The sequence below is a fragment of the Morganella morganii genome (genome assembly GCF_019243775.1).
GTDB lineage: Bacteria > Pseudomonadota > Gammaproteobacteria > Enterobacterales > Enterobacteriaceae > Morganella > Morganella morganii.
Genome location: NZ_CP069157.1, coordinates 3,360,886 through 3,373,254, shown reverse-complemented (window position 1 = coordinate 3,373,254; position 12,369 = coordinate 3,360,886). Strand labels below are relative to the sequence as shown.

Annotated in this window: 12 protein-coding genes and 2 tRNA genes; 11 read left to right on the top strand and 3 right to left on the bottom strand. The window is 52.8% G+C overall.

The features are described from left to right. Positions 1–37: 37 nt before the first annotated feature. A complete protein-coding gene (locus JL661_RS16085; RefSeq protein ID WP_004237051.1) occupies positions 38–298 on the top strand; it encodes a DUF1435 family protein in 261 nt (86 codons plus the stop codon). Between the two features lie 36 nt (positions 299–334). On the opposite strand, the gene JL661_RS16080 is transcribed toward JL661_RS16085, so the two are convergent. The 3 genes from JL661_RS16080 to rsmC all read right to left on the bottom strand — a co-directional run bounded on the left by JL661_RS16080 (position 335) and on the right by rsmC (position 1,672). Then, positions 335–421: transfer RNA gene (locus JL661_RS16080), tRNA-Leu, on the bottom strand. A gap of 48 nt (positions 422–469) precedes the next feature. Then, positions 470–556: transfer RNA gene (locus tag JL661_RS16075), tRNA-Leu, on the bottom strand. A 102-nt stretch (positions 557–658) separates the two neighbouring features. Then, positions 659–1,672 (bottom strand): 16S rRNA (guanine(1207)-N(2))-methyltransferase RsmC, encoded by a 1,014-nt coding sequence (gene rsmC, locus JL661_RS16070; RefSeq protein ID WP_062773160.1) that lies wholly within the window; start codon positions 1,670–1,672, stop codon positions 659–661. Positions 1,673–1,763: 91 nt separating this feature from the next. On the opposite strand from rsmC, the gene JL661_RS16065 reads away from it, so the two are divergent. The 10 genes from JL661_RS16065 to deoA all read left to right on the top strand — a co-directional run bounded on the left by JL661_RS16065 (position 1,764) and on the right by deoA (position 12,326). Beyond that, positions 1,764–2,174 (top strand): DNA polymerase III subunit psi, encoded by a 411-nt coding sequence (locus JL661_RS16065; RefSeq protein WP_032099229.1) that lies wholly within the window; start codon positions 1,764–1,766, stop codon positions 2,172–2,174. Then, entirely contained in the window at positions 2,143–2,598 is a 456-nt protein-coding gene (gene rimI / locus JL661_RS16060; RefSeq protein ID WP_004237054.1) for a ribosomal protein S18-alanine N-acetyltransferase, read from the top strand. The genes JL661_RS16065 and rimI overlap by 32 nt, the downstream gene beginning before the upstream one ends. A 111-nt stretch (positions 2,599–2,709) precedes the next feature. After that, entirely contained in the window at positions 2,710–3,942 is a 1,233-nt protein-coding gene (gene fliB / locus JL661_RS16055; RefSeq protein ID WP_049245635.1) for a flagellin lysine-N-methylase, read from the top strand. A 124-nt stretch (positions 3,943–4,066) separates the two neighbouring features. Further along, positions 4,067–5,656 carry a peptide chain release factor 3 gene (gene prfC / locus JL661_RS16050; RefSeq protein ID WP_004237057.1) on the top strand — a complete coding sequence of 530 codons (1,590 nt, stop codon included), beginning with the start codon at positions 4,067–4,069 and terminating at the stop codon, positions 5,654–5,656. Positions 5,657–5,757: 101 nt separating this feature from the next. Beyond that, complete coding sequence (locus tag JL661_RS16045) at positions 5,758–6,162, top strand: BON domain-containing protein (protein ID WP_004242077.1); 405 nt, start codon at positions 5,758–5,760, stop codon at positions 6,160–6,162. A 33-nt stretch (positions 6,163–6,195) separates the two neighbouring features. Continuing rightward, a complete protein-coding gene (locus JL661_RS16040) occupies positions 6,196–7,260 on the top strand; it encodes a patatin-like phospholipase family protein (RefSeq protein WP_004237059.1) in 1,065 nt (354 codons plus the stop codon). A 4-nt stretch (positions 7,261–7,264) separates the two neighbouring features. Then, on the top strand, positions 7,265–8,059 hold the full coding sequence (locus tag JL661_RS16035; protein WP_004237060.1) for a TatD family hydrolase: 795 nt from the start codon (positions 7,265–7,267) through the stop codon (positions 8,057–8,059). A 360-nt stretch (positions 8,060–8,419) separates the two neighbouring features. Then, positions 8,420–9,685, top strand: coding sequence for a NupC/NupG family nucleoside CNT transporter (locus JL661_RS16030; protein ID WP_004237061.1), 1,266 nt, complete (start codon positions 8,420–8,422; stop codon positions 9,683–9,685). Positions 9,686–10,131: 446 nt separating this feature from the next. After that, positions 10,132–10,911 (top strand): deoxyribose-phosphate aldolase, encoded by a 780-nt coding sequence (deoC, locus tag JL661_RS16025; RefSeq protein ID WP_004237062.1) that lies wholly within the window; start codon positions 10,132–10,134, stop codon positions 10,909–10,911. 92 nt (positions 10,912–11,003) lie between these two features. After that, on the top strand, positions 11,004–12,326 hold the full coding sequence (deoA, locus tag JL661_RS16020; protein ID WP_036417933.1) for a thymidine phosphorylase: 1,323 nt from the start codon (positions 11,004–11,006) through the stop codon (positions 12,324–12,326). Positions 12,327–12,369 lie beyond the last annotated feature (43 nt).

Below are 12,369 nucleotides of genomic sequence, written 5' to 3'. Positions count from 1 at the left end.
AATGATTCTCATTTCGTTATTGTAAGGAGTGGCTGTGATGCAAATCAAACACCCGCTTTCATCGTTTTTCTGGCAGCAGTTAACCGGGGTCGGTGGCATGATGCTGGCGCTGATACCGGTCGTGTTGTTTTTATCACAGGGGCATGAACAGGATGCTGCCCGTATTGCATTAGCAGTGGTGATTCTGCTGACAATGCCGATGCTGTATAACCGCGTATTGCGTCATTTCCTGCTGATTCCGGCAGGGATTGCATTCGTTCTGGGAAGTCTGCTCTGGTTCGAGCATCTGAGGATGTGATATCCGGGAAGTGATGTCAGAAGATTGTCATAACAGTGGTGCGAAGGGGGGGACTTGAACCCCCACGTCCGTAAGAACACTAACACCTGAAGCTAGCGCGTCTACCAATTCCGCCACCCTCGCAGGTACTGTCATTCAATCTGCTGTCAATTGTGTGTGATAAGATCTGATTGGTGCGAAGGGGGGGACTTGAACCCCCACGTCCGTAAGGACACTAACACCTGAAGCTAGCGCGTCTACCAATTCCGCCACCCTCGCAATTCAGAACTATCTTGTAACTGATAGCATGGAGGCGGATTTTAGCGGTTTTATCCGCGCCGTCAATATTTTTTTATCAAAATTGGTGACTTCGCTTACTTATTAGGCATTTGTAGCCAGGTAGACCTTAAATTTACCGGTTTGCGCCAGAACCTTATGCTGACCAAATGTGCTGTCCAGCAGATCGGGATACGGTAAAAAGGCGTTGGCCACGATGCACAGTTTCCCGCCGTGGTTCAGACGGGCTTTGGCACCGGAAATAAGGCGCTGTGCGGCACTGTAGCTGGTGTTCAGACCGTCATGGAACGGCGGGTTGGCAACAATCCAGTCATAGCGGTCACTGATATCCGAATACACATCACTGGCGATTACACGGCCTTCCAGCTGGTTGCGTGCCAGAGTTTCTCGTCCGGCTTCAAGGGCGGCCGCTGAGACATCACTGAGTGTCAGGGTCAGCCCCGGGTTACGTTTTGCCAGTACGGTCGCGATAACACCACTGCCGCAGGCAATATCCAGCAGAGAGCCGGTCACCGGCTGGTTCAGTGATTCCAGCAGCAGTGCGCTGCCGACATCAATATTGTCCTGGCTGAATACACCCGGCAGCGTCACGATTTGCGTCCCTTCAGCGGTATAACTGCCGATCCACTCTTTCAGGGCAAAGTGTGCCGGCGTGGTCAGTTCGCCGTAATAAAGGCCGCAGCGGCGTGCGCTGTCAATTTTACGGAGTGCTGTGAATGGCTCTGTCATTTTTTCCGCGCTGCGGACACCACTGCGGTTTTCACCGACAATAAAAATATTACTGCCGACCGGCAGGCAGGAAAAAATCTGTGTCAGCTGGAACAGCGCTTCCTGTTTACTCTTCGGCCAGAAATAGATCAGTGTGTCGCATTGTGCGGCGGCTTCCGGGCTGACGGTCAGCGCAAATGCGGCGCGATCACCCAGCGGGACACGCAGGGCCTGCCACTGATGATACTGGCTGGTGCTGACATACACTGACTGCGCGGAAAGCTGTGCAGCGAGGGGATCCTGAATGTCCCCGGCAAGCAGGACACGGCTCCCGGTAAATTCGTCTGCATGACGTAAAATCACTTCACTGGCCGGGGTAAGCATGGACATCCGTTAACTCCTGTAAATCATAATTCGGCAGCATTGGCGCGGGCAGCGCGCTTTGCTAAGATAGTGTCGTTTGTTATTTCAGGGATACATTATGACGCGACGAGACAGAATGCTGGCTCAGATGGGGATCACCCAATGGACGCTGCGTCAGCCGCAGCGCCTGAAAGGGGAACTGTCTGTACAGATCCCGGCTTCGGCACGTCTGCTGATCATAACCGATGAGCAGGCAGATCTCACCTGTGATTTACTCAGCGATATATTCCGCAGCCTGAATATCACGGCGGATGATGTTTACTGCATCACACCGGATAATGTACAGAGTATCCCGGCGCAGACAAACTGCCTGTGCTGGCTGCCGGGAACGGAAGCTGAACTGCCGGATTCACTGCCTTCATTACACTCTCCCCGTCTTGCCGACCTGTATCAGGACGCGCAGGCAAAACGCGGATTATGGACACAAATTTATCATTATGATCAGACTGTCACCGCTGCTTCCCGCTGATTTTTCCGCCGCATTCCGTATTGAACAGGCCGCTCACGCTTATCCCTGGAGTGAAGCCACATTCCGCAGCAATCACGGCGAACGTTACCATAACCTGAAACTGGAAGCAGACGGGGAACTGGCCGGATTCGCCATCAACCAGACGGTACTGGATGAAGCGACCCTGTTTAATATTGCGGTTTCACCTGAGCATCAGGGAAAAGGTTATGGCCGTCAGTTACTGGAAAAAGTGATTGAAGACCTGACAGCAAAAGGGATTGCGACACTCTGGCTGGAAGTCCGGGCATCAAACAGCCCGGCGATTGCGCTGTATGAATCGCTTGGTTTTAATGAGGTCACTGTGCGGAAGAACTATTATCCGGCGGCACAGGGTAAAGAGGATGCAGTGATTATGGCGCTTTACCTGAGTTTCGGAATGTCATAGCGCGAAATGTAATAGAGCGATAAGTCAGATAAAACGGCGGTTTTTTATCCCTTTCGGCAATTTTCTGCGTGTTACTGTGATGGTATACATTTATCACAGGCGCGCCTTGTCATGTTTATCCATAAAATTATCACACCGATGTTTATCCGGCGCTTTGAATGCGTCGGTTCTGAATGCCTGTCGCACTGCTGCCAGGACTGGTTTATCAGTATCGATAAGAAAACCTATAAAAAATATCACAATGCGGACAGCATTGAAATTAAACAGATTTCTCAGGAACATGTTCTTAAATCGGAGCGTGCCGGTACATATGCGTATATCCGGCTGACAGAAGAAAAACAGTGTCCGTTTCTGACAGAAAAGCGGCTGTGTGGTGTTTACAGTAAGCTCGGGCCTTCGGCAATGAGTGATACCTGCCGTGAATATCCGCGCAGTGAAATAAAATATCAGAATGCGACGTTCAAACGTTTGTCACTTTCCTGCCCGGAGGTTGTTCGTCAGTTGCTGTTTTCCGCCGATGCCATGCAGTTAACAGAAGAAGAGCAGTATCTGAAAAAAGTACCGCAGGATGCGGCGCTGACTGATCCGCAATACCTGATGTACCTCTGGTGTCTGAATCTGGTGCAGGTACCGTCACCGGAGTTTGAGGATAACCTCTATGCCGTTATGCAGCTGCTGACGTTTATCAGTAAGCTCAATTATGACATTGAAGCGAATTTTGATCGTATTCAGGGCGTGTATGAATTTCTGCTCAATGCAACGGAAAACGGAGAACTGACGGCAGAGCGCAGAGCACTGCCGCACCCGGTCAGTTTTCAGACCGCAGTATTAAGTGTTTACGGTAAATTTATTCCCAGGTTATCCCGCAGTGGTACTTTTTTATTCTCCACTTATATCAATACGCTGAAGCAACTCGGAATGGATGAGCAACAGACCGCAGTACGCACGGAAGAAAACATGGCGCGTCTGCGGTCAGAATGGAAAGTACAGCAGCAGAACAGTTGTCTGAATCAACCATACACACTGCGTAATCTGTTTTCCTATCTGCTGTATCACAGCCAGTTCCCGCATGCGGCTAATTTCGCCGGTGGTGTTACCGGTTCCCGCAATGCCTTGTCTCACTTCAGTCTGCTGGTCATGGATTATTTCTATTTGCGGACCAATCTGACGGCGCTGGCGGTAACGGAAGAACGGGTACTGAAAGAGAGTGATGTTCAGCTTTTGCTGGGCGCCTATTTCTCACTGAAAATGCATGTGGGTGATATTAATGCAGATTTACTGGCACTGATGGAACGTTGTCAGATGAGCGATGCAATCGCCTGTATCTGTCTGCTGGATAACTGACGGAGCCGGATTTTCAAGCTTTTGTTGTTTCACGGGGCAAACCGGGCGAAAATAAGCACCATTAATGAGAAATCAGAGGCGGAAACCGTGTGTTTCTGCCTCGCAGCCCCAGAAGAACGCCCAGATGTCAAATAATGCATTTTTACAGGAAGTGGCCAAACGCCGCACCTTTGCGATCATTTCGCACCCCGATGCCGGTAAAACCACCATTACCGAAAAAGTCCTGCTGTTCGGACAGGCTATCCAGAAAGCCGGTACCGTCAAAGGCCGCGGCTCTAATCAGCACGCCAAATCTGACTGGATGGAAATGGAAAAACAGCGCGGGATCTCAATCACCACATCCGTGATGCAATTCCCGTATCACGATGCCCTGGTGAACCTGCTGGACACCCCGGGACACGAAGACTTCTCCGAAGATACCTACCGCACCCTGACGGCGGTGGACTGCTGCCTGATGGTGATCGATGCGGCAAAAGGGGTTGAGGATCGTACCCGTAAGCTGATGGAAGTTACCCGTCTGCGTGACACGCCGATCCTGACCTTTATGAACAAACTTGACCGCGATATCCGTGACCCGATGGAGTTACTGGATGAAGTGGAAAACGAGCTGAAGATTGCCTGTTCGCCAATCACCTGGCCTATCGGCTGCGGTAAGCTGTTCAAAGGGGTTTATCACCTGTACCGCGACGAAACCTATCTGTATCAGACCGGCCAGGGGCATACCATTCAGGAAGTCCGTACTGTAAAAGGGCTGAATAACCCGGATCTGGATGCTGCTGTCGGCGAAGAGCTGGCAAAACAGCTGCGTGATGAGCTGGAACTGGTGCAGGGCGCATCCCATGAGTTTGATGAGGAACTGTTCCTCGCTGGTGAACTGACACCGGTCTTCTTCGGTACCGCGCTGGGAAACTTCGGGGTGGATCATATGCTGGACGGCCTGGTTTCCTGGGCACCGGCACCGATGCCGCGTCAGACGGATGTCCGTGAAGTGACTGCAAAAGAAGATAAATTCACCGGGTTTGTCTTTAAAATTCAGGCGAATATGGATCCTAAACATCGTGACCGCGTGGCGTTCCTGCGCATTGTCTCCGGTGTGTATGAAAAAGGCATGAAACTGCATCAGGTGCGTCTCAAAAAAGACGTGGTGATTTCTGATGCGCTGACCTTTATGGCCGGCGACCGTGCGCATGTGGATTGCGCCTATCCCGGTGATATTATCGGTCTGCATAACCACGGCACCATTCAGATTGGTGATACCTTCACTCAGGGTGAGATTCTGAAATTCACCGGTATCCCGAACTTTGCACCGGAACTGTTCCGCCGTATCCGTCTGCGTGATCCGCTGAAACAGAAACAATTGCTGAAAGGACTGGTTCAGCTGTCCGAAGAGGGCGCGGTGCAGGTCTTCCGTCCGCTGGCCAACAACGACCTGATTGTCGGGGCGGTGGGTGTGCTTCAGTTTGATGTGGTGGTTGCCCGTCTGAAAAGCGAGTACAACGTCGAAGCTATTTATGAGGCGGTTAACGTCTCCACCGCCCGCTGGGTGGAGTGTGACGATGTGAAGAAACTGGAAGAGTTCAAACGTAAAAACGAACTGCATCTGGCACTTGACGGCGGCGATAACCTCTCTTATATCGCACCGACTATGGTGAACCTGAACCTCACCGCAGAACGTTATCCGGATGTGAGTTTCCACAAAACCCGCGAACACTGACAGAATGAGAACGCGCCTCCGGCGCGTTTTTTTTTATGGCGGAGTTAAGATACACTGACAGACAGATGATGTTCATCATGAAAATGAAGAAGGATACGATAATGCGCAATACCATGAAATCACTGGCCGTCCTGCTGGTCAGCGGCGCGCTGTTCAGCGCATCCGCCATGGCGGGGGAATCTCTGAGTCAGAAAGCCGGCCAGGCGTGGGACAGTGCTTCTCAGTCTGCGGAAGATTTGGGTAAGCAGGCGGAGCAAAAATTTGACGGCGCGGTAAAAGATGCCTCACTGCTGGTGGATGACAGCACGATCACCGCCAAAATCCGTGGTCAGCTGCTGAGTGCGGATGATATTGACAGCAATGATATCGCCGTGAAAACCATTAACGGTACTGTGTATCTCTCCGGATTTGTTACCACAGATGCGCAGCGTACAAAAATCATCGATATTGCCAAAGGCGTTCCCGGTGTCCGTGCCGTGGAAGTCAGTATCGGGCAGTATAAATAACCGGCAGGTAATCTGAGCCGGGGGAAGAGCAGGATGGGAACGTATATCCCGGTAACGCCCGGGAAAATCGCACCGCTGGCCTGGTTGCCTGATCCGCTTCAGGCGACCGGTAAACTGGCGCTGGTCTGTGAAGGCGGCGGCCAGCGCGGGATTTTTACGGCCGGTGTGCTGGATGAGTTTCTCAAAGCCGGGTTTAACCCGTTTGATTTGCTGATAGGCACCTCTGCCGGTGCGCAGAACCTGTCTGCGTATCTGTGCGGTCAGCGCGGCTACGCCCGTCATGTCATTACCCGCTACACCACCGACAAACAATTCTTTAATCCGCTGCGTTTTATCCGCGGCGGCAATCTTATCGATCTCGACTGGCTTATTTCTTCAACCTCTGCGGAATGTCCGCTGAATATTGCGCATGCACTGCGGCGCTTTGATCAGGGGCAGGAATTTTATATGTGTGCCAGCAGGGCGGATAATCTGGATGCCGCGTATTTCAGCCCGCAGGCCGAAGACTGGCTGGAATATATCAAAGCCTCCAGCGCTATCCCCGGATTCTACCGTGAAGGGGTGGAAATTGACGGCATCACGTATCACGACGGCGGCATCAGTGATGCGGTGCCGGTTATTGAGGCATGGCGGCGGGGCGCGACCCGGATTGTGGTGATCCGGACTGTGCCGTCACAGCTCTATTACACCCCGGAATGGGTGAAAAGGATGGAACGCTGGCTGGAAAAAAGCCATCTGAAACGGATGGTTGCCATGATGAAACAGCATGCCAAAAGCTATTACCGGACACAAAAATTTATTCAGTCACCGCCGCCCGGGGTTGAAATTGCTGAAATTTATCCGAATGCACCGCTGGCAAGCAATGCGCTCGGCAGCCGGGTTAAAACGCTGATGCAGGATTACCGGCTGGGCCGCCGCAGCGGACGTTATTTTCTGGCAACACTCGGTGAGCGCTGGGCGTCATATGAGCCGGTACGAAGTTCCGTACTGAGGGTTCCGCCCGCATCCAACGACAACGACTCACAACTGCCGGTCACGGACGGTACAGCGGCGGTATTACATTCACCGGAACGCTCACCGGAAAAGCCGGCGGACTGAATAAATGCAATTTATTGATACCCACTGCCATTTCGATTTCCCGTTTTTTACGGATGATCTTACCCGCCATAAAGCCGCAGCGGCACAGGCCGGGCTGACCGATATTATTATCCCGGCGGTCAGCAATCGGAACCTCAGCACGGTGGCCGGGCTGTGCCGGTCATCCGGCGATGCATTTCCCCGCCTGCACGCGGCATTTGGTCTGCATCCGCTTTATATTGCCGAACACACCCCTGAACATCTGGAACAGCTTGAGTCGTTTATCACCGCAAGCGGGACAGAATGCGTGGCGGTGGGGGAAATCGGGTTGGATCGCTATATGGCGGAGCCGCAGTGGGATAAGCAGCTGGATTTTTTTATTGCTCAACTGAAACTGGCCGCACGGACAGATAAACCGGTTATTCTGCACTCCCGCAAAACCCATGACACGCTCGCTGCTGTTCTGCGCCGTCACCCGGTGCCCCGCCGTGGTGTGATTCACGGATTTTCAGGAAGTTTTGCCCAGGCGGATGCCTTTGTGAAGCTGGGTTATTACATCGGGGTCGGCGGGACGATTACTTACGACCGGGCTCAGAAGACCCGGCGGGCAATCGCGCAGCTCCCGCTCTCTGCGTTACTGCTGGAAACGGATGCCCCGGATATGCCGCTCAGCGGTTTTCAGGGTGAACCGAACCGGCCGGAGCGGATTGTCCGTACATTTGAAGTGCTCTGTTCACTGCGCAGTGAGTCTCCGGAAGAGATTGCTGCTCAGATTTATCGCAACAGCTGTACACTTTTTTCGCTGCAATCATCTGATTAAGATTCCTGAATCGATTTTCCCGCGATTTTGTCCTGTTAAAGCCTGCATTTTGTGTGCCAAATCACCTGAAATCACTTACAATTGTAAGCAGATGTTATTTCATGTTCGTCATCTGGTTAAATACCCGCCAATTCCCGGCTTTGCGGGAGACTTTTCAGGGTAAAATAGTTGAATAATGTGATTATCATCATATTTTTGTATTTTTTGTTACTTTTTTCAGTCGTTATTTGTGACGCAAGTTGATTGTTGGCCGGACTGACCGGGTATAATCAGCGCCACAGGGTCCTGCTCAGAGCTGCATGCGGAGCAGGACTATTAATCTACATTATCGTGAACAGGGATACTTCCATGCAACTCCTTATGAGTCTGGTCGGGATGGCAGCGCTGATCTTTATCGCAGTGCTGTTTTCAAGTGATCGCCGGGCAATCAAACTGCGGACTGTTGTCGGTGCCTTCATTATTCAGGTACTGATCGGTGCGCTGGTTCTCTATGTCCCGGTGGGACGTAAAATCCTCCTGGCAATGTCTGACGGTGTCGCCAGTGTTATCGGCTATGGCCAGAAAGGGATGGACTTTATTTTCGGCGGCCTGGTATCCGACAAAATGTTCGAGGTATTCGGCGGTGGCGGTTTCGTCTTTGCCCTGCGTGTTCTGCCGGTTATCGTTTTCTTCTCCTCGCTGATTGCCGTTCTGTATTACCTCGGCATTATGCAGCTTGTGATTAAAATCCTCGGCGGCGGTTTACAGAAGCTGCTGGGCACCTCCCGTACCGAATCCCTGTCCGCGACAGCCAACATCTTTGTCGGACAAACTGAAGCCCCGCTGGTGGTGCGTCCGTATATCTCCGGGATGACCAACTCTGAACTGTTTGCGGTGATGTGTGGTGGTCTGGCATCCGTGGCCGGTTCAGTTCTCGCCGGGTATGCGCAGATGGGGGTACCGCTGGAGTACCTGATCGCGGCATCCTTTATGGCGGCACCGGGCGGCCTGCTGTTTGCGAAACTGATGGTGCCTGAAACCGAACACTTTGATGACCGTACCGAAGCAATGGCCGGTATGGCGGAAGAAGAGCGCCCTGCCAACATCATTGATGCGGCGGCAAGCGGTGCATCTTCCGGTATGCAGCTGGCACTGAACGTGGGTGCGATGCTGCTGGCGTTTATCGCGCTGATCGCCTTAATCAACGGTATCCTGGGCGGCGTCGGTGGCTGGTTTGACTATCCGCAGCTGTCACTGGAACTGATCCTCGGCTGGGTCTTCTCGCCAATCGCCTTCCTGATTGGTGTGCCGTGGAGTGAAGCTATGACCGCCGGTTCGTTCATCGGACAAAAAATTGTGGTCAACGAATTCGTTGCCTTCATGAACTTCGGTGAATACATGAAGCCGGATGCACAGGTGATTGCTGCCGGTTTACAACCGCTGTCTGATCACACCAAAGCGATTATCTCCTTTGCACTGTGCGGTTTTGCCAACCTCTCTTCTGTTGCTATCCTGCTGGGTGGCCTGGGTGGTATGGCACCTAACCGCCGTAAAGACGTGGCACGTCTGGGTATGAAAGCTGTGATGGCCGGTACTCTCTCCAACCTGATGAGTGCAACCATCGCCGGTTTCTTCCTGGCACTGTAATGCTCTTCCTGCACAGGTGAACCCGGTTCACCTGTGCACTTCACTGATTCAGTGTACTTGTCTTTCTGTCTCTCCCTGTTTATCCCTTTCCTGCGCTATACTATGCCGTGAATATGTGCTGCCATTTTGTGCATATCAGGCCATTAACGTGATTTTTATCACATAATCATATGTATTGATGTAAATGCTGTTATATAAACGTGATGAAAGGCACGTATTATAGCGCCAGGACATGCTCAAATACGGCATGGATACCATGTAACGGATTCGGTGATTCTGTTTATCAGTCACCTGTATTACAGCGCGGTGAGAAGGATCTCAGCGTTAGCTCTTATCTCAAGAGAGACAACGTCTTCACGGAACCAAGTCCCGCTCGCCAACACATTTTGCATCGTTCAGATATTGCGTCTGCCCGGCAACGGCGCAGACATACGTTGGAGAGTTTTATGACCGATTTAACCGCCGCAGCGCAGCGCGCGCTGTCCTTAATGGATTTAACCACCCTGAATGATGATGATACTGACGCGAAAGTCACTGCGCTGTGTCATCAGGCGAAAAGCCCGGCCGGCCAGACTGCGGCCATCTGCATTTACCCGCGTTTTATCCCGCTGGCCCGTAAAGTTCTGCGTGAGCAGGGTACGCCGGAAGTGCGTATCGCGACTGTCACCAACTTCCCGCACGGTAATGATGACATTGAGATTGCACTGGCTGAAACCAATGCTGCGATTGCTTACGGCGCAGATGATGTGGATGTGGTGTTCCCGTACCGCGCACTGATGGCCGGTAATACCCAGGTTGGTTTTGATATGGTGAAAGCCTGCAAAGAAGTCTGTGCGAAACACAATGTGCTGCTGAAAGTGATTATCGAAAGCGGTGAGCTGAAAGATCCTGCGTTAATTCGTCAGGCATCTGAAATCTCCATCAAAGCCGGTGCTGACTTTATTAAAACCTCCACCGGTAAAGTGCCGGTCAACGCCACGCCGGAAACTGCGGAAATCATGATGACTGTGATCCGTGATATGGGCGTCGGTAAAACCGTTGGTTTCAAACCGGCCGGTGGTGTCCGCACTGCGGAAGAAGCCGCGCAGTATCTGGCGATGGCTGACCGTATCATGGGCGAAGGCTGGGCTGACTCCCGTCACTTCCGCTTTGGCGCATCCAGCCTGTTAGCCAGCCTGCTCAATGCACTGGGCTACGCAGACGCCAAATCTGACAGTAAGTATTAATCACGCTTTCCGGGCCGCTTTTGCCGCCCGGCTTTCTGATTAACCCGGTATCTGTGGTACCGGGACGGATCCGGTATTTTAAGGAGTTCACTGTGTTTCTGGCTCAGGAAATCATTCGCAAAAAACGGGACGGACACCCGCTCTCTGATGAGGAAATCCGTTTCTTTATTAACGGCGTGCGTGATAACTCAGTCTCTGAGGGACAAATTGCCGCGCTGGCGATGACTATCTATTTTCATGATATGAACCCGCAGGAGCGCGTCTCGCTGACACTGGCGATGCGGGATTCCGGCTCGGTGCTGGACTGGAAAAACCTTGATTTACCGGGCCCCGTTGTGGATAAACACTCCACCGGCGGCGTGGGGGATGTGACCTCCCTGATGCTCGGGCCGATGGTGGCTGCCTGCGGCGGCTATATCCCGATGATCTCCGGCCGCGGCCTGGGACATACCGGCGGCACGCTCGACAAACTGGAAGCGATTCCGGGCTTTGATATTTTCCCGGATGATGAAACCTTCCGCCGTATCATCAAAGAGACCGGTGTGGCGATTATCGGCCAGACCAACTCACTGGCACCGGCGGACAAGCGTTTCTATGCGACCCGCGATATTACGGCAACCGTGGATTCCATTCCGCTGATCACCGCCTCTATCCTCGGCAAAAAACTGGCCGAAGGACTGGATGCACTGGTGATGGATGTGAAAGTCGGTTCCGGGGCATTTATGCCAACCTATGAATTATCAGAGCAGCTGGCGCAGGCGATCGTACAGGTTGCCAACGGCGCGGGCTGCCGGACCACTGCACTGATGACCGACATGAACCAGGTGCTGGCATCCAGCGCCGGTAATGCGGTGGAAGTGCGTGAAGCGGTGCGTTTCCTGACCGGTGAGTACCGCAATCCGCGCCTGTATGAAGTCACTATGGCGCTGTGCAAAGAGATGCTGGTTTCCGGCGGGCTGGCGGCTGACCGCACAGAGGCGGAAGCAAAATTACAGCAGGTGCTGGATAATGGTAAAGCGGCGGAAATCTTCGGCCGGATGGTTGCCGCGCAGCGCGGACCGGCTGATTTTATCGAACGCTATTCGCACTATCTGCCATCGGCAGTGCTCAGTAAACCGGTCTATGCTGAGACAGAAGGGATTGTGACCGCCATGGATACCCGCGCACTGGGTATGGCGGTTGTTTCGCTGGGCGGCGGACGCCGTAAGGCCAGCGACCCGATTGACTACAGTGTCGGGTTAAGTGATATCGCGCCGATCAACAGTGTTGCTGACGGACAGATGCCGCTGGCGATGATCCACGCCAATAATGAAGATGCGTGGAATGAAGCTGCTCAGGCCGTGCGCCGGGCAGTCACACTCAGTGAGAGCCCGGTTACAGATACCCCGCTGATTTACCGCCGGATCAGCGAATAAGAACAATTTTGTTATTCACGCGGAGCCCTGCATCCTGACGTGA

Excerpts from the sequence above, each read along its gene's own strand:
- JL661_RS16085 (WP_004237051.1), top strand. The coding sequence starts at position 38 with ATGCAAATCAAACACCCGCTTTCATCGTTTTTCTGGCAGCAGTTAACC.
- rsmC (WP_062773160.1), bottom strand. The coding sequence starts at position 1,672 with ATGTCCATGCTTACCCCGGCCAGTGAAGTGATTTTACGTCATGCAGAC.
- JL661_RS16065 (WP_032099229.1), top strand. The coding sequence starts at position 1,764 with ATGACGCGACGAGACAGAATGCTGGCTCAGATGGGGATCACCCAATGG.
- rimI (WP_004237054.1), top strand. The coding sequence starts at position 2,143 with ATGATCAGACTGTCACCGCTGCTTCCCGCTGATTTTTCCGCCGCATTC.
- fliB (WP_049245635.1), top strand. The coding sequence starts at position 2,710 with ATGTTTATCCATAAAATTATCACACCGATGTTTATCCGGCGCTTTGAA.
- prfC (WP_004237057.1), top strand. The coding sequence starts at position 4,067 with ATGTCAAATAATGCATTTTTACAGGAAGTGGCCAAACGCCGCACCTTT.
- JL661_RS16045 (WP_004242077.1), top strand. The coding sequence starts at position 5,758 with ATGCGCAATACCATGAAATCACTGGCCGTCCTGCTGGTCAGCGGCGCG.
- JL661_RS16040 (WP_004237059.1), top strand. The coding sequence starts at position 6,196 with ATGGGAACGTATATCCCGGTAACGCCCGGGAAAATCGCACCGCTGGCC.
- JL661_RS16035 (WP_004237060.1), top strand. The coding sequence starts at position 7,265 with ATGCAATTTATTGATACCCACTGCCATTTCGATTTCCCGTTTTTTACG.
- JL661_RS16030 (WP_004237061.1), top strand. The coding sequence starts at position 8,420 with ATGAGTCTGGTCGGGATGGCAGCGCTGATCTTTATCGCAGTGCTGTTT.
- deoC (WP_004237062.1), top strand. The coding sequence starts at position 10,132 with ATGACCGATTTAACCGCCGCAGCGCAGCGCGCGCTGTCCTTAATGGAT.